This window comes from Allosediminivita pacifica (assembly GCF_003054175.1).
GTDB lineage: Bacteria > Pseudomonadota > Alphaproteobacteria > Rhodobacterales > Rhodobacteraceae > Allosediminivita > Allosediminivita pacifica.
Window position 1 is genome coordinate 49,658 of record NZ_QBKN01000007.1, and the last position, 18,871, is coordinate 68,528.

At 67.3% G+C, this 18,871-nt stretch carries 21 protein-coding genes; 8 read left to right on the forward strand and 13 right to left on the reverse strand.

Annotated features, from left to right (window positions below):
* Position 1 precedes the first annotated feature (1 nt).
* The 7 genes from deoC to uraH all read right to left on the reverse strand — a co-directional run bounded on the left by deoC (position 2) and on the right by uraH (position 5,363).
* A complete protein-coding gene (deoC, locus tag C8N44_RS07000; protein WP_107975471.1) occupies positions 2-991 on the reverse strand; it encodes a deoxyribose-phosphate aldolase in 990 nt (329 codons plus the stop codon).
* Positions 992-1,102: 111 nt separating this feature from the next.
* Positions 1,103-2,287 carry an amino acid aminotransferase gene (locus C8N44_RS07005; RefSeq protein WP_107975472.1) on the reverse strand — a complete coding sequence of 395 codons (1,185 nt, stop codon included), beginning with the start codon at positions 2,285-2,287 and terminating at the stop codon, positions 1,103-1,105.
* A complete protein-coding gene (gene sseA, locus C8N44_RS07010) occupies positions 2,287-3,144 on the reverse strand; it encodes a 3-mercaptopyruvate sulfurtransferase (protein ID WP_107975473.1) in 858 nt (285 codons plus the stop codon). The genes C8N44_RS07005 and sseA overlap by 1 nt, the downstream gene beginning before the upstream one ends.
* A 63-nt stretch (positions 3,145-3,207) precedes the next feature.
* Positions 3,208-3,684, reverse strand: a complete 477-nt coding sequence (smpB, locus tag C8N44_RS07015) for an SsrA-binding protein SmpB (RefSeq protein ID WP_107975474.1) — start codon at positions 3,682-3,684, stop codon at positions 3,208-3,210.
* Between the two features lie 92 nt (positions 3,685-3,776).
* A complete protein-coding gene (locus tag C8N44_RS07020; RefSeq protein WP_107975475.1) occupies positions 3,777-4,034 on the reverse strand; it encodes a hypothetical protein in 258 nt (85 codons plus the stop codon).
* Positions 4,035-4,121: 87 nt separating this feature from the next.
* Positions 4,122-4,856, reverse strand: a complete 735-nt coding sequence (locus tag C8N44_RS07025) for a DUF4396 domain-containing protein (RefSeq protein ID WP_107975476.1) — start codon at positions 4,854-4,856, stop codon at positions 4,122-4,124.
* Between the two features lie 147 nt (positions 4,857-5,003).
* Positions 5,004-5,363, reverse strand: a complete 360-nt coding sequence (gene uraH / locus C8N44_RS07030; RefSeq protein WP_107975477.1) for a hydroxyisourate hydrolase — start codon at positions 5,361-5,363, stop codon at positions 5,004-5,006.
* A 133-nt stretch (positions 5,364-5,496) separates the two neighbouring features.
* Here uraH and puuE point away from each other — a divergent pair, with 133 nt between their 5' ends.
* From puuE to C8N44_RS07045, 3 genes are all read left to right on the forward strand, one after another.
* Complete coding sequence (gene puuE / locus C8N44_RS07035; RefSeq protein WP_107975478.1) at positions 5,497-6,912, forward strand: allantoinase PuuE; 1,416 nt, start codon at positions 5,497-5,499, stop codon at positions 6,910-6,912.
* A complete protein-coding gene (locus C8N44_RS07040; protein WP_107975479.1) occupies positions 6,909-7,727 on the forward strand; it encodes a bifunctional allantoicase/(S)-ureidoglycine aminohydrolase in 819 nt (272 codons plus the stop codon). The genes puuE and C8N44_RS07040 overlap by 4 nt, the downstream gene beginning before the upstream one ends.
* Positions 7,728-7,910: 183 nt before the next feature.
* Entirely contained in the window at positions 7,911-8,387 is a 477-nt protein-coding gene (locus C8N44_RS07045) for an ureidoglycolate lyase (RefSeq protein ID WP_107975480.1), read from the forward strand.
* A gap of 7 nt (positions 8,388-8,394) precedes the next feature.
* On the opposite strand, the gene C8N44_RS07050 is transcribed toward C8N44_RS07045, so the two are convergent.
* Positions 8,395-8,781, reverse strand: coding sequence for a hypothetical protein (locus C8N44_RS07050; RefSeq protein ID WP_107975481.1), 387 nt, complete (start codon positions 8,779-8,781; stop codon positions 8,395-8,397).
* A gap of 162 nt (positions 8,782-8,943) precedes the next feature.
* On the opposite strand from C8N44_RS07050, the gene C8N44_RS07055 reads away from it, so the two are divergent.
* The 3 genes from C8N44_RS07055 (at position 8,944) to C8N44_RS07065 (ending at position 11,665) form a co-directional block, all read left to right on the forward strand.
* Positions 8,944-9,231, forward strand: coding sequence for a hypothetical protein (locus C8N44_RS07055; protein ID WP_107975482.1), 288 nt, complete (start codon positions 8,944-8,946; stop codon positions 9,229-9,231).
* Between the two features lie 25 nt (positions 9,232-9,256).
* Positions 9,257-9,907, forward strand: coding sequence for a winged helix-turn-helix domain-containing protein (locus C8N44_RS07060; RefSeq protein ID WP_188758658.1), 651 nt, complete (start codon positions 9,257-9,259; stop codon positions 9,905-9,907).
* Between the two features lie 132 nt (positions 9,908-10,039).
* Entirely contained in the window at positions 10,040-11,665 is a 1,626-nt protein-coding gene (locus tag C8N44_RS07065) for a putative bifunctional diguanylate cyclase/phosphodiesterase (protein ID WP_107975484.1), read from the forward strand.
* 59 nt (positions 11,666-11,724) lie between these two features.
* Here the strand turns inward: C8N44_RS07065 and C8N44_RS24030 are convergent, their stop codons facing one another.
* Both C8N44_RS24030 and C8N44_RS07075 read right to left on the reverse strand, forming a co-directional pair.
* Complete coding sequence (locus C8N44_RS24030; protein WP_280514075.1) at positions 11,725-13,098, reverse strand: family 16 glycosylhydrolase; 1,374 nt, start codon at positions 13,096-13,098, stop codon at positions 11,725-11,727.
* Positions 13,099-13,491: 393 nt separating this feature from the next.
* The gene (locus tag C8N44_RS07075) at positions 13,492-14,502 is read right to left on the reverse strand and encodes a ribose-phosphate pyrophosphokinase (RefSeq protein ID WP_107975486.1); all 1,011 of its coding nucleotides are present in this window, start codon (positions 14,500-14,502) and stop codon (positions 13,492-13,494) included.
* Between the two features lie 95 nt (positions 14,503-14,597).
* On the opposite strand from C8N44_RS07075, the gene C8N44_RS07080 reads away from it, so the two are divergent.
* Positions 14,598-15,197 (forward strand): 2-hydroxychromene-2-carboxylate isomerase, encoded by a 600-nt coding sequence (locus tag C8N44_RS07080; RefSeq protein WP_107975487.1) that lies wholly within the window; start codon positions 14,598-14,600, stop codon positions 15,195-15,197.
* On the forward strand, positions 15,197-15,973 hold the full coding sequence (locus tag C8N44_RS07085) for an alpha/beta fold hydrolase (RefSeq protein ID WP_107975488.1): 777 nt from the start codon (positions 15,197-15,199) through the stop codon (positions 15,971-15,973). Before C8N44_RS07080 ends, C8N44_RS07085 begins: the two co-directional genes overlap by 1 nt.
* A 74-nt stretch (positions 15,974-16,047) precedes the next feature.
* Here C8N44_RS07085 and C8N44_RS07090 read toward each other — a convergent pair whose 3' ends face one another.
* The 3 genes from C8N44_RS07090 to C8N44_RS07100 are packed head-to-tail and all read right to left on the reverse strand — an operon-like array spanning position 16,048 to position 18,871.
* Positions 16,048-16,482, reverse strand: a complete 435-nt coding sequence (locus C8N44_RS07090; RefSeq protein WP_107975489.1) for a F0F1 ATP synthase subunit epsilon — start codon at positions 16,480-16,482, stop codon at positions 16,048-16,050.
* Positions 16,483-16,534: 52 nt separating this feature from the next.
* Positions 16,535-17,959 (reverse strand): F0F1 ATP synthase subunit beta, encoded by a 1,425-nt coding sequence (gene atpD / locus C8N44_RS07095; protein WP_107975490.1) that lies wholly within the window; start codon positions 17,957-17,959, stop codon positions 16,535-16,537.
* An 18-nt stretch (positions 17,960-17,977) separates the two neighbouring features.
* Positions 17,978-18,871, reverse strand: coding sequence for a F0F1 ATP synthase subunit gamma (locus C8N44_RS07100; RefSeq protein WP_107975491.1), 894 nt, complete (start codon positions 18,869-18,871; stop codon positions 17,978-17,980).

The following is an 18,871-nucleotide window of genomic DNA, read 5'->3' on the forward strand; positions in this document are numbered from 1 at the left end:
GTCACGCCATCGCGTGGCGCCAGCCGGCGGAATAGGCGCCCGTCACGTGGTGCTCGAGCTGCCGCTCGATATCGCCCAGCAGCGACGACGCGCCGAAGCGGAAGAGATGCGGGCGCAGCCAGCGGTCGCCCAGTTCTTCCTTCACCATCGACAGGTAGACCAGCGAATCCTTGGCCTTGGAGATGCCGCCCGCGGGCTTGTAGCCCACGCGGTAGCCGGTCAGGTCATAGTACTCGCGGATCGCCCGCATCATCACGAGGCTCACCGGCAGCGTGGCGTTCACGCCTTCCTTGCCGGTCGAGGTCTTGATGAAATCCGCCCCCGCCATCATGCAGACCATCGAGGCGCGCGCCACGTTGGTCAGCGTTCCAAGCTCGCCGGTGGCAAGGATCGCCTTCACGTGCGCCTCGCCGCAGGCGGCGCGGAAGGCGCGCATCTCGTCATAGAGCGCCTGCCAGTCACCAGTGAGCACGTGGCGGCGCGAGATGACGATGTCGATCTCGGATGCTCCCGCGCTCACGCTTTCGCCGATCTCGGCCACGCGCAGGTGGAAGGGCGACAGGCCTGCCGGGAAGCCGGTGCTGACGGCGGCCACGGGAATGCCCGATCCGTCGAGCGCCTTCACCGCGGGCGCGATCATGTCGTGGTAGACGCAGACCGCCCCCACCGTGAGGTCGGGCAGGCCGATGGCGTCGAGCAGGTCGGCGCGCACAGGCTGCCGCGCCTTGGCGCAAAGCCGCGCCACGCGGCCCGGCGTGTCGTCGCCCGCGAGCGTCGTCAGGTCGATGCAGGAGATGGCACGCGCAAGCCAGGCCGCCTGGTGCGCCTTCTTCACGCTGCGCCGCCCCGGCAGGGTCGCCGCGCGGCGTTCCACGGCCGAGCGGTTCACCCGCTGCGAGAGCACGCGGTCCATGTCGAGCGCCATGCCCGGGTTGCGCGGCTCGTGCACCTGCGGAAGCTGATGCGTGCCCTGACGCTCTGCGGTCTGCATGGGGGTCCTCCGTTTGGCAGGGACGGTGGCACGGGCGCCGCGTCCGGGCAAGCCTGCCCTCGCGGCGCGTGCGAGGGGCGGCGCAGGGGCCGCCCCGTCAGGATCTGCGGATCAGACGCCCGCCTTGACGATGGCCTCGACCAGAACCGGAACGGTGTCCTTGTTCAGGCCCGCCACGTTGAAGCGGGAATCGCCCACCATGTAGATGCCGTGGCTTTCGCGCATGGCCTCGACCTGTTCGGGCGTCGCGCCGAGGCGCGAGAACATGCCCCGGTGCTGCGCGAGGAAGCCGAAGCGGTCCGACCCGGTCAGGCGCTGAAGCTCGGCGGCGAGCTGTTCGCGCAGGCCCAGCATGGTCAGGCGCACGTCCTCGAGCTCGGCGGCCCAGTCGCCGCGCAGCTCGGGATCGTTCAGCACCATGGTCACCAGCCGCGCGCCGTGGTCCGGCGGGAACGAGAAGTTCTGCCGGTTGAGGTAGTTCAGCGTCTGCTGGTTCAGCTTCTGCTTCGCGGGATCGTTGCAGACCGCCATCAGGATGCCGGTGCGCTCGCGGTAGATGCCGAAGTTCTTGGAGCAGCTCGCCGCGATCAGGCACTCGGGCACAGAGGAGGCCACCATGCGCACGCCCTCGGCGTCGGCGTCGAGACCGTCGCCGAAGCCCTGGTAGGCGATGTCGATCATGGGCGTCGCGCCGGTTTCCAGCAGCAGGTCGATGACGGCCTTCCACTGGCTGGGGTTCAGGTTGGCACCCGTGGGGTTGTGGCAGCAGCCGTGCAGCAGCACCACGTCGCCCTTACCGGCCTTGCCGATGTCCTCCATCATGCCGTCGAAATCGACGCCGCGGGTTTCGTCGTCGAAGTAACGGTAGGGGACCTTCTCGATCCCCATGTGGCCGAGGATCGACAGGTGGTTGGGCCATGTCGGGTCGCTGTGGAAGACACGGACGCCGGGGCTCGCCATGCGGGCCAGGTCGAAGCCCTGCCGCACTGCGCCGGTGCCGCCGGGCGTCGCTGCCGCGGCCACGTTCGAACGCGGCACCGCGTCGCCCAGCACGAGGTTCACCATGGCGTCGCCGTAGGCGGGATCGCCCGCGAGCCCGGTGTAGGCCTTGGTTTCCTCGACCTCCCAGAGCTGCTTCTCGGCGGCCTTGATGGCGCGCATGATCGGCGTGCGGCCCTGCGGATCCTTGTAGACGCCGACACCGAGGTCCACCTTCTGCTCGCGCGGATCCTCCTTGTAGGCCTGCATGAGCATGAGGATCTTGTCGGCGGGCTGTTCCTTGAGGGTCTCGAACATCAATCGTCTCCGGTGGCTACGGGCAGGGTCGGGAACTGGCCCCATTCGGTCCAGGACCCGTCGTAGAGCGAGTGGTCTTGCTTGCCGATCCGTTCCAACGCGAGGCTCAGGATCGCGGCGGTGACGCCGGAGCCGCAGCTGGTGATGGCAGGCTTCGAAAGGTCGACGCCGGCGGCCTCGAAGGTGGCGCGCAGGGCGTCGGGGTCCCTCATGGTGCCGTCATCGTTCAGCAGCGTGCGGTAGTGCACGTTCTTCGAGCCCGGGATGTGCCCCGAGCGCAGCCCCTCGCGGGGCTCGGGCTCTTCCCCGCGAAAACGGGCGGGCGCACGGGCGTCGAGGATCTCGGTATCGCGCAGCTTGGAGGCCTCGGACACCTGGGTCACGTCGCGGACCATGTGGGCCTGGCGGCGGACGGTCATGTGGCGGTCGCGCACGATGGGCGGCATGTCCTCCACGGGGCGGCCCTCGGCCTGCCACTTCGGCAAGCCGCCGTCGAGCACGGCCACGTCCTCCTTGCCCATCAGGCGGAACAGCCACCAGACGCGCGCGGCGGAAAACATGCCGGACCCGTCGTAGACCACGACCTGATGGCCGTCGCCCACGCCCATGGCGCGGCAGCGGGACATGAACTTCTCGACCGGGGGCGCCATGTGCGGCAGCTCTGAGCGCTGATCGGACATGTCGTCGATGTCGAAGAAGCGCGCGCCGGGCACGTGTGCGGCCTCGTACTCGGCCTTCGGGTCGCGGTCGCTCCCGGGCAGGTACCAGCTTGCGTCCAGCACACGCAGGTCGGGGTCGGACAGATGCCGCTCAAGCCAGTCGGTGGAAACCAGCAGCCGGGGATCCTCGGGCGCCATGAAAAGCTCCTCTCGCGTATCCCGTGTTGATTAGACGCGCTCAGGTCCGGTGGCAAGACCGGCTCAGTTGCGCTCCTTCAGCAGGCGCTGCTTCTGGCGGTTCCAGTCCCGCTTGGCCTCGGTCTCGCGCTTGTCGACGGTCTTCTTGCCCTTGGCGAGGCCGATCTTGATCTTCGCGACGCCCTTGTGGTTGAAATACAGGACCAGCGGCACAAGGGTCATGCCCTTGCGCTGGGTCTCGTTCCAGAGCCGCGCCAGTTCCTTTTTCGAGGCGAGCAGCTTGCGCCTGCGCCGGTCCTCGTGGCCGAACATGGCCTGCTCGTAGGGGGCGATGTAGGAATTCACCAGCCACAGCTCGCCATCCTCCACGGCCGCGTAGCTCTCGGCGATGTTGGCGGTGTTGAGCCGCAGGGATTTCACCTCGGACCCGGTCAGCACGATCCCGCACTCGAGATCGTCCTCGATCGCGTAGTCGAAGCGCGCGCGCCGGTTCTCGGCGATCACCTTGTAGTTCGGGTTCTGTGCAGGTTTCTTGGCCATGGCAGGGCTACATAGTCATGCCGGGCGTTCCTGTCCATGACCCGCGACAGCGCCGGGGTCATGGAGATGCAGGGGGACGGGCCGCCGGGTGTCTAGGCGCCCTTCCCGCCACGCACCAGACGCGCGTCGCGCTCCGGCTGTTCCTGAACCGAAGCGGCATGCGCCTGCGCGCCATGAGATCCACGCGCGACGCGGATCACGGCAACGACGAGCAATCCCAGCAACAGGAGCCACAGAACCGGGCTCAGCATCATCAGGCCCCAGCCATGGACCCAGCCGCCCATGTGGTCATAGGGGCCTGCCAGGGCCGGTCCGGCCAACAGGGAAAGGGGCAGAAGTACACGGATCATGGCAACCTCCTTCGATCCGACTGACGCGGTCATCCTGCCCCGCCCACGGTCTCCTTGCCTTGATCTGTCGCAAGCCCGTCGTGCGCCTCACATCTTTTCCTTGATGCCCGCACGGATAAGCCACCAGTTCACCGGGTAGGATGTCACGAAACCGCAGAGCATCGCGATCTGCATCATGAACCAGAACTCCACCGTCGGCACCTCGAGCTTCACGCCTAGCAGGTGCTTGAAGATCCAGAAGTGCGCGATGGCCATGAAGCCATACATGCCCACCTGCCATGCCGTGAGCGACAGCGCGTCGGCCTTGACCGCCTGGATCAGACCCTGCCCCACCGAAAGCCCGCGCATGGGCTTGATGGTGAAATACTGGAACGCCACGCCAAAGCCGAAGGCGAGGATGAAGTCGAGCACCCAGACCGCGAAGATCTTTTCGGGGAACAGGCTCTGCCAGCCCAGCCATACGGCGATGGCCGGCACGAAGAAGGCCAGCCATTCGGCGATAATGTCGCCCAGCGCGCAGCCGCTGCCGCAATGGGCCGCGCCCTTGGCGACCATGCCGGGAAAGGGCGTCCTGGCCTTGTTGGGCATCGGATCGCCGCGTTCCATCGCGGGGGCGACCCGGCTATGCGCGGCAAGCTTGCCGTAGGCGAAATAGCCCCACAGCGCGATCACGCTGGCAAAGAGCGCGATCAACGGCCAGACGAGGTTCATGATCCACATGTGCTGTGGGTCGCGCCATTCGTCGACGGCGATCACCGCCGCGCAGACACCGCCCGCCAAGAGCGAGACAAGGGAGAGCACGTGTAGCCATTCGGGGATCATGCGGGCCTCCGCTCGTTTGCAGTCACCTGGCTGACGAACGGGTCCTTCCGGGTCATGTTCCGCACCGCGGCAAATATCCCGGGGACCGGAACCCTCCAGCGCCGGAGTCGCGTTTTATTCAGCGTGGCGCGTCTGCCCGTGCCCGCCTCAGCTGCCCCGGTACGTCGAGTAGCCGTAGGGCGACAGCAGCAGCGGCACGTGGTAATGCGCGTCCGCCTCGGCAATGCCGAAGCGGATCGGCACCATGTCGAGGAAGAGGGGTTCCTCGCCCGCCGCCCCCGCACCGCGCAGGTATTCGCCCGCGAAGAAGAGCAGCTCGTAGGTCCCGACGCGGAACTCGCGCGCGGGCAGGATCGGCGTGTCGGTCCGCCCGTCGGCGTTGGTCACCATCTCGGCCAGCAGCACCCGCGCCTCGGCCTCGATGCGGTAAAGCTCGATCCGCAGGCCCGCCGCCGGGCAGCCCCGCGCGGTGTCGAGCACATGGGTGGTCAGGTATCCGTCCGCCATTCCGGGCCTCCTGTTGCGATCTGCCCGCCAAGGAACCCGTTTTCGGCGTCAAGGTCCAGACGCGCACCCGGTTTCTTGCAACCCCGCGGGCTTTGCGTCTTTAAGAAGGGGCAAGACACCGCAGGAGGCCCCGATGCAGAGATATCCCCGCGACATGATCGGCCACGGCCCCGACCGCCCTGACCCACGCTGGCCCGGCGACGCGAAGGTGGCCGTGCAGTTCGTGCTCAACTACGAGGAAGGCGGCGAGAACAACATCCTGCACGGCGATACCGCCTCCGAAGGTTTCCTTTCGGACATCTCGGGCGCCCAGCCCTGGCCGGGCGAGCGGCACTGGAACATGGAGAGCATCTACGAATACGGCGCCCGCGCGGGGTTCTGGCGGCTGCACCGGCTCTTTACCGCGGCGAAGGTCCCGGTGACCATCTACGGCGTCGCGCAGGCGCTCGCCCGCAGCCCCGAGCAGGTCGAGGCCATGAAGGACGCCGGCTGGGAGCTCGCCTCGCACGGGCTGAAGTGGATCGAGCACCGCGGTATGCCCGAAGAGGAGGAACGCGCCCAGATCGCCGAGGCCATCCGCCTGCACACCGAGGTGGTGGGCGAACCGCCGCGCGGCTGGTACACCGGCCGTTGCAGCATGAACACCGTGCGCCTCACCGCCGAGACCGGCGCGCTCGACTACATCTCCGACACCTACGACGACGACCTGCCCTACTGGCTGCGCGTCGGCGACCGCGACCAGCTTGTCATTCCCTACACGCTCGAAGCCAACGACATGCGCTTTGCCGCCATGCCCGGCTGGGTCACGGGCGAGCACTTCTTCCAGTACCTCAAGGATGCCTTCGACACGCTCTACGCCGAAGGCATGGCCGGCCGCCCCGCGATGATGAGCGTCGGGCTGCACTGCCGCCTGATCGGGCGCCCTGGCAAGATCGCGGGGCTGAAGCGCTTCCTCGACTACATCGCGGCCTTCGAGGGCGTCTGGACCCCGCGCCGCATCGACGTGGCCGAACACTGGGCCAGCGAACACCCGCCCGCGGCCCCCGCCGAGCGCCCCAGCCGGATGCCCGCCGCCCGCTTCATCGAACGCTTCGGCGGCGTCTACGAACACTCCCCCTGGGTGGCCGAACGCGCCTTCGACCTCGAACTCGGCCCCGCCCACGACCGCCCCGCGGGTCTTGCCAACGCGCTGGCGCGCGCCTTCCGCTCCGCCTCTCACGAGGAACGCCTCGGCGTGCTGCGCGCCCACCCCGACCTCGCCGGCAAGCTCGCCGCCGCCAAGCGCCTCACGGGCGAAAGCACCGCCGAACAGGCCAGCGCCGGGCTCGACGCGCTCACCGACGCCGAACGCACCCGCTTCACCGAGCTCAACGAGGCCTACGTGGCCCGCCACGGCTTCCCCTTCATCATCGCTGTGCGCGATCACGACAAGGCCGGCATCCTGCAGGCCTTCGAACGCCGCCTCGACCAGGATAGCGAGACCGAATTCGCCGAGGCCTGCCGACAGGTCGAACGCATCGCCCGCCTGCGGCTGGAGACCATGATTTGACCACCTACGCCTTCCCCCCCGGGGGCCATCCCGACCAGTCCGAAACCCCGCAGGGCAAGGCCGTCTTCACCAATGCCTACGCGGTGATCCCGGCCACGACGCAACGCGACATCGTCACCTCCTTCCTGCCCGGCTGGGTCGGCCACAGGCTCTGGATCCTCGCCCGCCCGCTCTCGGGCTTCGCCGAGACCTTCGCGCAATACGCCGTCGAACTCTCCCCCGGCGGCGGCAGCGCCGACCCCGAGCCCGACCGCACCGCGCAGGCGGTGCTCTTCGTGGCCTTCGGCACGCTGCGGCTCTCCATCGGCGGCCACCATCAGGAACTCCGCGCGGGTCACTACGCCTACATCCCCGCGGGCGCCCTCTGGCAAATCTGGAACACCTCCGACGCGCCCGCGGGCTTCCACTGGATCCGCAAGCGCTACGAGCCCGCCCCCGGCAACCAGATCCTCGAGGCGAAGATCCTGCACGAGACCGAGGTGCCCGCCGTCTCCATGCCCGGCTGCGACGACAAGTGGGCCACCCAGCGCTTCATCGACCCGCTCGACATGCGCCACGACTTCCACGTGAATATCGTGACCTTCCAGCCCGGCGGCCGCATCCCCTTCGCCGAAACCCACGTGATGGAACACGGGCTCTACGTGCTCGAAGGCACTGCGCGCTATCTGCTCAACACCGACTGGGTCGAGGTCGGCCCCGGCGACTTCATGTGGCTGCGCGCCTTCTGCCCGCAGGCCTGCGTCGCCACCGGCACCGGCCCCTTCCGCTACCTGCTCTACAAGGACGTGAACCGGCACCCCGCCCTCAGCCTCTGACGCGCCCGCCCCCGGCTTCTTCTCGCCGAAAATACCTCGGGGGAGGCCCGAAGGGCCGGGGGCAGAGCCCCCACCCTCGCCAACACCCCACAACACGGCCAGGATGACGCCCTCCCTCTCCCCTCGGGCGAGAGGGCCGGGGTGAGGGCAAAACAACCAGCGCAACGACCGAGGCCACCGCCCATGATCCAGATCCAACCTCTCACCGCCGCGGCCTTCGCGCCCTACGGCGACCTGCTCGACACCGAGGGCACGCCCGACAAGCTCATCAACCAGGGGCTCTGCGGCCGCTACCACGACCGCGCGACGCTCGATTTTGGCGAGGACGGCCGCGCCGGCATCAGCCTCTTCAGCGCCGAGCCGCGCGCCCTGCCCTACAGCCTCGAGATGGTCGAACGGCACCCCGAGGGCAGCCAGGCCTTCATCCCCATGCACCGCAACCCCTGGCTGGTCATCGTCGCCGGCCCCGGCGACACGCCCGGCCCCATCGAGGCCTTTGAGGTGGCCCCCGGCCAGGCAATCAATCTCCACCGGGGCACCTGGCACGGCGTGCTCACGCCACTGCACGCGCCGGGCCTCTTCGCCGTCATCGACCGCATCGGCGACACTCCCAACCTGCAGGAACACTGGCTCGACACGCCCGTCATGATCGGAGGCTGACCAGGCCTCAGGGACGGTAGCCGTAGCGATAGAGGCAGCGCCCGTCGTAGCGCGCGGGCCCGTGGCGCACCTCGATCCGGCAGGCCCGGGGCAAGGCCCGCCCGGCATGGCGCTGCGGTCCCTGACGGTATCCGCGGTGCCGGTCGCCAGCCCAGTGCGGCGCATATCGGTCCCGGTCGCGAAAGGCCGGGGACCGTTCCGGCGCCCGGTGCGAGGCCCTGTCGCGGCGGTCCTCCTGCCGGTTCTGGATGATCTTGCCGAGCAGGAACAGCGTGGTCGCCGTGCCGACAAGGCGGGCGTCGTCCTGCGGATCGGCGGCGCGCGCGGGCGCACCAAGCCCCGCAAGCGCGATCGCGGCGGCAAGGGTGAGGGTCGTCAGTCGCGGGATGAACATGGGATCTCTCCTGAAGCCTGGAACAGGGCGTCACGGCGCCCCTCTCCCCATCCCGCCACGCCCCGGTCACGCCGGGCAATGACACCCGCCGGTTATCCCATAACGCCGCGCCAAGCCCCCACGGTCATTGAATTTCCACCCTCTGCGGCGCATCGTTTCTGCATGACACGCCTCGCCCCCCTCCTGCTTGCTCTCGTGCTGCTGCCCGCCGCGGCACAGGCCGCCTGCTACGCCGAGTACAAGGCCCGCCGCGACAGCGACGCGGGCATCCGCCTGCATTACGGCATCATGGATCTCGACGGGGCCTGCCCCGACGCGGCCGAGGCCCGGGAAACCGTCGCCGCCCGCCTGCGAGACGGCTGGCAGCTGCTGGGCGTGACCGGGCTCTCCACCTCCGCCCCCACCGCGCGACAAAGGAGGGACGCCGGTGCCTTCTACCTCCGTTACTGACAGCCTGCGCACCGGCCAGCGCGTCGTGGCACTCGGCATCGCGGCCATCGTCGCGATCCTCGTCGTGGCCGGCGTGCTGCTCATGCTCACCCTGCCCGACGCCAATGCCTTCAACGATCGCGTCGCGCGCATCTTCGTGGAAAACGACGACCTCGCCGGCCAGGCCGAGATCCGGCTGCTCGAGATCCTCGCCCAGTCTGGCACCGCCTTTTCCGAAACACTTGCGAGCTACCGCATGGTGATCTTCGTCCTGCTGGTCTTCGCCACCGCCATGTTGGTCGCGGCGCTGGTCTGCCTTGTCCTGCTGGCCGTGCTCAACCGCCGCATGGCCCGCATCGAACGCTCGGGCATCGAGGTCAGCTCCCTCATCATCTCGCGCGAGGAAAACACCGTCTATCTTAACACCATGGGCTTCAAGCTCACCGAGGCCATGATCGAAACGCTCGCCGTGCTGGCCGAGGCGCGGCTTGACGACGAGATGCTGACCGGCGCCGAGATCGAGGCCATGATCTCGGGCCGCGATCCCTCCGACTGCGACGAGGCCTCGGGCGCGACCCGGATCAAGCGGCTGCGCGACGGGCTCGGCAATCAGATGGTGGGGGCGCTTCTGGTCAAGACCATCGCGCGGCGCGGCTACGTGCTCGCCATCGACAAGAACGTGATCGAGATGGTCTGAGCCGGGGGCCGGGAACAATAAACTTCTTTGTAAAGATTCCACAGATCCGGCCGGGTTTGGCGACCCGGCTTGAGAAAAGAGCAAGGGATCGGCGTCAATACCGTCGGGACCTCACCCCGCGCGCGGAAAACCATGACAGCCACCAGAATCGTCAGGACCTTGTCGTTCGCCAAGGACAATCTGGTTCCGCTGACCGCGTTCGCCCTCGCCCTTATCTTCTGGCGCCTCTTCTCCGAGCACGAGGTCTTTGATCGCTTCCACGACTTCAGCCACGCACACGAGCAGTGGAACCTCGAAGCAATCGCGCTTCTTTTCCTCAACATCACCATGGCGCTGACCGTGACCAGTGTCCACCAGCTGCGAAAACTGCGAAAACTCAACGCCGAGCGCGAAGGCCTCATGACCAGCGCTGAGAAAAGCGCCCGCCACGATCCGCTGACGGGTCTCATGAACCGCCGCGCCTTTTCCGAGCGGCTCGACCAGATCGAGCATGACGGCCGCCTCCGTCCCGAGCGGATCATCGCCATGGTGGACCTCGACCGCTTCAAACCCGTGAACGATCTCTACGGCCACGCGGCGGGCGACGCCACGCTGTGCGAGATCGCCGCGCGCCTCACCACCGAGGTGGGCTGCGCCGGCGCCATCGCGCGCCTCGGCGGCGACGAATTCGCGGTGATCTTCGCCGAGGGCGTCGACGTGAACCAGGTCGAACGGGTCTCGCGCCGGCTGCTGCACGCCATGGAAAGCCCCATCCGCTTCGCCGGCAACGCCATCTACGTCGGCTTCAGCATCGGACTCGTTTCCTGGAAATCAGGCACGGATCATTCCGAGGCCCTGCGGCGCGCCGACAAGGCGCTCTACATGTCCAAGGGCGAAGGCCGCGGACGCTTCACCTGGTACGACGCCGAACTCGACCGCCCCTCGCACGAGCGCGCGGCGATCGAGGCCGACCTGCGTCAGGCCATCGCCCGGTACGAGATCGAGCCCTGGTTCCAGCCCATCGTCCAGATGGGCACCGGCCAGCTCAGCGGGTTCGAGGTGCTGGCCCGCTGGAAACACCCCACCCGCGGCGAGATACCGCCCGAAGTCTTCATCGAGATCGCCGAGGACAGCGGCCAGATCGGCAATCTCGGCTTCAACCTGCTGCACCGGGCCTGCATGGCGGCACGCGACTGGGGCCGCGAACTCACCATCGCCTTCAACATCTCGCCGCACCAGTTTCTCGATTCCAACCTCGTCGCGCAGCTCGAAGAGATCCTGAAGGAATGCGACTTCGACCCCAGGCGCCTGACAATCGAGGTCACCGAAAGCTCGATCATCCACGATTTCGACATGGCGCGGGCCAAGCTGAACGCGCTCAAGGCGCTCGGGGTGAAGGTCGCGCTCGACGATTTCGGCACCGGCTATTCGAGCCTCGCAAGCCTGCGCAAGCTGCCCTTCGACCGGATCAAGATCGACCGCAGCTTCGTCACCAACATCGCCGCCGAACCGCAGAACCAGAAGATCGTCACCGGCATCATGGCGCTGGCGAACGGGCTCGAACTCGACGTCACCGCCGAGGGCATCGAGTCCGAACAGGACCGCGCCTACATCGAGACGCTGCACTGCTCCATGGGCCAGGGGTTCCTCTTCGACAAGGCGATCCCGCCGGACCAGGTGTCCTGGCTGCTCGAAACCAAGTGGAGCCAGCACCGCGTGGACGCCACGGAGCTGACCTCAGGGACGCATGCCGCCAAGCGCGAGCGCGACGCCGGCTGAAGCCGCGGCCCATGCATCGGACCGGGGCAGCCCTGTTGCGGGCTGCCCGATCCGTAGGACTACGCCACCGCCCCGAAGAGAAAGTCACCCTCGTCCAGAAGCGCCGCCGAGACGCCCACAAGGTAGAGCCCGTCCCCCGCCTCCCCGCCGGCCGAGGCGAGGTTGAGGTAGCTGGCCCAGCCCTGATCCACGATCGCGCCGGACAACTGCTCCCAGCCGGCGATGGGGCCGGAAAGGGAAATCAGGTCGATGCCGTCCTCGTAATCGTGGACGTAGTCGGTGCCGCCGCCGCTGCGGAAGGCAAAGACATCCGCCGTGCCGTCCGCGCCGTAGCTGCCGCCCCAGAGGTGGTCAGTCCCCGCGCCACCGTCGAGCGTGTCCGCTCCCTGGCCGCCGACAAGGTTGTCCCGGTCCGCGCCCCCGTCGAGGATGTCGTCGCCTGCGTTGCCGAAAAGCGTGTCGGCCCCTGCCTCGCCCGAGATCAGGTCGTCGCCCCCGTCACCGTAGACGGAATCGTTGCCGGTGCCCGCCTCGACCAGATCGCCCCAGCGCGATCCCTGGATCACGTCGTCGCCGGGGGTCCCGGCGTGATACTCGGTCGGGACGTAGCCGCCATCCTGGATCGCGTCGTTGCGGTCGGGATCCGAAGCAAGCTCGTAGACGCGGATGTAGTCGATGCTCAGCCCGTCCGAGAAATCGGTGCTCGCGTCGGGATCGTCGGCCCAGCCGCCGACCGCGAGGTTGAACAGCAGGTACATCTCCTCGTCGACGGTGTTGACCTCCTCGCGGACCTGCTGGCCGTCGTAGTACCAGCGGATCACGTCCTCGTCCCAGTAGAGCCCGTAGGTGTGGAACCCGTCACCGGCGCCAACCGTGGCAATGGCCTCCTCGTTCGGGGTGCCATCGTTCCAGACGTTGGTGTGCAGCGTGTCCGCGTCCTCGCCCAGGAACTCGAAGACGTCGATCTCGGCGGACCAGTCGCCATCGGCGGGCAGCAGCCAGAAGGCGCTCCAGAACCCCGTCTGGTCCGGGATGTCTGCCGACAGTTCGATGTAACCGTAGCTCATGTGAAAGCTCATCTCGGTCGCGATCAGGCCCGAGCTGTAAAGCTGCCCGTCGGCAAGCGCCTGCTGCGAGGCGTCGAGCTGCGATGCGTGGATCGTCAGCACCCCGCCCCCGACCGAGAAAGTCCCCGGAAAGCCCGCCATGTCGGGGTCGACGTAGTACTGCAGTTCGTTGTTTGCGGCATTGCTGCGCGCGTCATCGAGATGCGGCGAATAGGAGGTCGACCAGATCCCGCGCGACCCGTGCCCCTTCCAGAACGCGGCGGTCGAGCCGTTGAACTCGTCGTTGAAGGTCAGGACATAGTCCTCGCCGTCGATCGTGATTGTCGAGGCCACGGCCGAGGTGGTCATGGTCGTCGTCGCTTTCATCTTCTTGGTTTCCTGTCGTGGCATCTAGAGCCCCCCGGCCGGAGCGGACGCCCGGTCCGGGCGCGGGCGGGACAGGCCTGCATGCGGCGGGAACGCAGATCGGCACAGACCGAAAGGCGCCGTCGCGAACGAGGCGATGAGGGGATCTCTGATTGGCATGATGGGTCTGTCTCTTGGTGAGGCGAGGGCCGCGCACCATGTCCGGCCCGCGAAGCGATAACGCTATCACCGAGTTTCCGACAGACATATTCAGAAAACGTGAAGAAATTGAATGTTTCGTAATACGTGCAGATCCCGGCGGGCCACTCGCCTCCCGGGATCAACTCTCGCCGTTCATTGGGTTCACCCGGACCGGCACCCCGACCGGTTCCGAGGCGCCCTGCCCCCCGGGTGTCAGAGGATGCCTTCGTAGATCGGCCCGATGGTGTCCGTCTCGAACAGCGACGACACAGAGGTGCCGTTCCAGATGTTGAGGATCGCCTGCGCGAAGATCGGCGCCATGGGCAGGATGCGGATGTTGTGGGTGTTGGCCACCGCCTCGGTCGGCTGGATGCTGTCGGTGAAGACCAGCGTCTTGAGGTAGGAATTGGTGACCCGCTCGACCGCCGGGCCGGACATCACGCCGTGGCTGATGTAGGCGTGCACTTCCGTCGCGCCGTGGCCCAGCAGCACCTCGGCCGCCTTGCATAGCGTGCCGGCGGTGTCGCACATGTCGTCGACGATCAGGCAGACCTTGTCCTTCACGTCGCCGATCACCGTCATCTCGGCCACTTCGCCGGGCTTCTCGCGGCGCTTGTCCACGATCGAAAGCGGCGCCTCGATGCGCTTGGCAAGCTCGCGGGCGCGGGCCACGCCGCCCACGTCGGGCGACACCACCATCAGCTCGCTCTCGCGGCCGGCGAACTGCTTCTTCACGTCCAACGCGAAGATCGGCGAGGCGTAGAGGTTGTCCACCGGGATATCGAAGAAGCCCTGGATCTGGGCCGCGTGCAGATCCATCGTCAGGACCCGCTCGATGCCCGCCTCGTGGATCATGTTGGCCACGAGCTTGGATGTGATGGGCGTGCGCGCCTTGGTACGGCGGTCCTGGCGGGCGTAGCCGAAGTAGGGGATCACGGCGGTGATGCGCGCCGCCGACGACCGACGCAGCGCGTCGGCCATGATCAGCAGCTCCATCAGGTTGTCGTTCGCCGGGTTCGAGGTCGACTGGAGGATGAACATGTCCTCGCCGCGGACGTTCTCGAAGACCTCGACGAAGATCTCGGCATCGTTGAACCGCTCGACCCGCGCATCGACGAGCCCGACGCTCATGCCCCGGTAAAGCGACATCCGCCGGGCGATGGAATTGGCCAGCGGCAGGTTGGAATTTCCGGCGATGAGCTTGGGTTCTACGACGGTGGGCATGGGGAGGCAGCTCCGGTGCGTGACGGATTCGTGAAGTTGCGGCTCGCTTAGCATGGGCCTACCCTGCCCGCCAGTAACCCCCGGCGGAGTGTTCCATGGCCCATATCGACTATTTCTTCACCACCCTTTCGCCCTTTGCCTATCTGGCAGGGACGGACATGGAGAAGATCGCGGAAAAGCACGGTGCGACCGTGACCTACAAGCCGCTCGACATCATGGCACTGTTCGACCGCACCGGTGGCACGAGGCCCTCCGAACGGCACCCCTCGCGCATGGAATACCGCTCGCAAGAACTTCTACGCCAATCGAAGAAGCGCGACATGCCCCTGAACCTGCGCCCCGCGCACTGGCCGACGAATCCGGCGCCCTCCTCCTATGCCATCATCGCCGCGCAAGACGCGGGCACCGGCGACCTGGGTCAGCTTGTCCACGCCATCCTCCGGGCCTGCTGGTCCGAGGAGAAGGACATCGCCCAGGACGAAGTGATCGCGGAATGCCTCACGACGGCGGGGTTCGATGCCAGCCTCACCAACAGCGGCATACTCAAGGGGGCCGAGATCTACTCTGCCAACCTCGAGGAGGCCGTGGCCAAGGGCGTCTTCGGCAGCCCCTTCTACGTGGTCGACGACCGCGAACGCTTCTGGGGACAGGACCGGCTCGAGGATCTCGACCTGCATCTTTCGGGCAAGCTCTGATGCCGCAGGAAATCCGCGCCGGCCTCGACACGCACTGGCGCGAATGGGGCAGCGGGACGCCCGCCCTGCTGCTGCACTGCGGGTTGGCCTCTTCGCGCATGTGGGCGCCGCTGAGCAAGGCGCTCGACAGCCGGTTTGCCATGGTGGCCCCCGACCTGCCCGGCCACGGTCGCAGCGGCCCCATCCCGCCGGGCGCCGACCTGCACGACCGCATCACCGATATGGCCGAAAGCTTCCTGCGGGGCGGCGACACGGTGGTGGGTCACAGCCTCGGCGGCACCGTCGCCCTGCGCCTTGCCCTCGAAAAGCGCGCGCCCCTGAAGCGGCTTGTCCTCGTGGAACCCGTGCTCTTCGCAGCCGCCCGCGGCACGCCCGCCTGGGAGGCGCATCAGGCCGAGACCGCACACTGGAACGCGGCCCTCGCCGCCGGCGATCTTGCGGACGCCGCCAGGGGCTTTTCCGAAACATGGGGCGCGCGCCCCTGGGACAGCCTGCGCCCCGAGGAGCGCGAGACCATGGCGGCGCGGATGCAGGTCATCTCGGGCACTGCACCCGCGCTCAGCGAGGACAGCATCGGCATGCTGGCGCCCGGGCGGCTCGAGGCGGTCGACGTGCCGGTGATCCTCCTGCGCGGCGAGGGCACCGATGCCATCATGCGACAGGTCCACGAGGTCCTGCGCACGCGCCTGCCCAATGTCGAGGAACGGGTGGTCCGTGGGGCCGGTCACATGCTGCCGATGACCCACCCCGAGGCCGTCATCGAGGCCATGGGCTGACGCGGCCTGCCCGCGAAAAGAAAAACCCCCGGACCAGGGCCCGGGGGTTTTGATTTCTCGGTCTGCGGAAGACCTCAGAGGTTGGGCTGCTTCGGGCTGAGCCCGATGTGGCCGCCGATGGCGACCATGTCGTTCAGCAGCTTGGCCGCGTCGTCGACGGGGCCCGGCTCGTTCTCGTAGGCCTCCTTGGTCTGGTGGTAGGCGTCCTGCGCCTCCTGCACCAGCGCCTCGTAGGTCTCCTGGTCGACGTCCTCGCGCGGGAGAGCCTTTTCCGCCAGAACCGTGAGGCTCTCACCGATCTCGGCGAAACCGCCGGTGACGATGTACTGGCTCGTGCCCTTCTCGCCCTCGACGGTCATGATGCCGGGGCGCAGCGTCGTGATCAGCGGCGCGTGGTTGGCCATGATCGTCAGGTCGCCTTCGGCGCCCGGGATCAGGACCGAGGTCACCTCGCCCGACATCAGCCGGCGCTCGGGGCTGACCAGGTCGAATTGCATCGTGTCTGCCATGGGTAACTCCTTTCACGCCGGGGGCGCAGGCCGCGCCCCCGCGCACAGTGGATCAGGCAGCCTCGTTGGCCATCTTCTCGGCCTTGGCGACGGCTTCTTCGATGCCGCCCACCATGTAGAAGGCACCCTCTGGCAGGTGGTCGTACTCGCCGGCGACAACCGCCTTGAACGACTTCACCGTCTCCTCGAGCGGAACCTGCTTGCCGTCTGCGCCGGTGAACACCTTCGCCACGTCGAACGGCTGGGACAGGAAGCGCTGGATCTTCCGGGCACGGGCCACGGTCAGCTTGTCCTCTTCCGACAGCTCGTCCATCCCGAGAATGGCGATGATGTCCTGCAGCGACTTGTAGCGCTGAAGGATACCCTGCACGTCACGGGCCACCTGGTAGTGCTCCTCGCCGATGATCTGCGGATCCATCAGGCGCGAAGTGGAGTCCAGCGGGTCCACGGCCGGGTAGATGCCGAGCTCCGAGATCGCGCGGTTAAGCACGGTCGTCGCGTCGAGGTGGGCAAAGGTGGTCGCGGGCGCGGGGTCGGTAAGGTCGTCCGCGGGCACGTAGACCGCCTGGATCGAGGTGATCGAGCCGTTGGTGGTCGAGGTGATGCGTTCCTGCATCGCGCCCATGTCCGTGGCCAGCGTCGGCTGGTAGCCCACGGCAGAGGGAATGCGGCCCAGAAGCGCCGACATCTCGGAACCCGCCTGCGTGAAGCGGAAGATGTTGTCGACGAAGAACAGAACGTCCGTGCCGGTCGCGTCGCGGAACTGCTCGGCCAGCGTCAGGCCGGTCAGGGCGATCCGTGCACGCGCACCCGGCGGTTCGTTCATCTGGCCGTAGACCAGCGCGATCTTGGAATCGGGCAGGTTGTCGGGCGTCAGAACGCCGGATTCGATCATCTCGTGGTAAAGGTCGTTGCCCTCACGGGTCCGCTCACCCACGCCGGCGAACACGGACAGACCCGAGTGCACCTTCGCGATGTTGTTGATGAGCTCCTGGATGAGGACGGTCTTGCCCACGCCGGCACCGCCGAAGAGGCCGATCTTGCCGCCCTTCGCGTAGGGCGCCAGCAGGTCGATGACCTTGATACCGGTGACCAGCACCTCGGCCTCGGTCGCCTGTGCGGCGAAGTCGGGCGCGGGCGCGTGGATCGGACGGTATTCCTCGGCCTCGACGGGGCCCTTCTCGTCGACCGGCTCGCCGATCACGTTCAGGATGCGGCCGAGCGTTGCCGTGCCGACCGGGACCGAGATGGGGCCGTCGGTGTCGGTGACCTTCGCACCGCGGACCAGACCTTCGGTCGAGTCCATGGCGATGGTGCGCACGGAGCGCTCGCCAAGGTGCTGGGCCACTTCCATGACCAGGCGCTTGCCGTTGTTGTCACATTCGAGCGCGTTCAGAATCTCGGGCAGGTGGTCGTCGAACTGAACGTCGACCACGGCGCCAATCACCTGGGTGATCTTGCCAGTAGCGTTTGCCATGTTTCGTCTCCGGGTTCGTTAGAGCGCCTCGGCGCCCGAAATAATTTCGATCAGTTCGTTGGTGATGACGGCCTGACGCGAACGGTTGTACTCGATGGTGAGCTTGTCGATCATCTCGCCCGCGTTGCGGGTCGCGTTGTCCATCGCGCTCATCCGTGCGCCCTGTTCCGAGGCGCCGTTTTCCAGCAGTGCGGCGAAGATCTGGGTCGCCACGCCGCGCGGAAGCAAGTCCGCGAGAATGGCTTCCTCGTCCGGCTCGTAGTCGTAGAGCGCGGCTTCGGACTGATCCTTGGGCGCCTCGTCGTCGGTCGCGCTCTCGTAGTCGGCCGGGATGACCTGCTGCGTGAGCGGCTCCTGGCTGATGACCGAGTGGAACTTCGAGTAGAAGAGCGTCGCCACGTCGAATTCGCCGTTGTCGAAGCGGGTCAGCACGTCCTTGGCGATGCCCTGCGCGTCGGCATAGCCGATGCGCTTGACGTCGCTCAGGTCCACGTGCCCGACAAAGGCATCACCCCAGTCGCGCTTGAGCTGCTCGCGGCCCTTCTTGCCGACGGTCAGGATTTTGACTTCCTTCCCCTCGGACTTGAGCTTGGCCGCGTGGCTGCGCGCCAGTTTCACGATCGAGCTGTTGAAGCCGCCGCAGAGACCGCGCTCGGCTGTCATCACGATCAGAAGCTGCACCTTGTCCTGGCCGGTCCCGGCCAGGAGCTTCGGCGCGGTATCGCTGCCGCCGACGGAAGCCGCCAGCGACGCCATGACCGCGTTGAAGCGCTCCGCATAGGGGCGGGCCTGCTCGGCGGCATCCTGTGCCCGCCGCAGTTTCGCGGCGGCCACCATCTGCATGGCCTTCGTGATCTTCCGCGTGTTCTTCACGCTGGAGATCCGGTTTTTCAGGTCCTTGAGGCTCGGCAT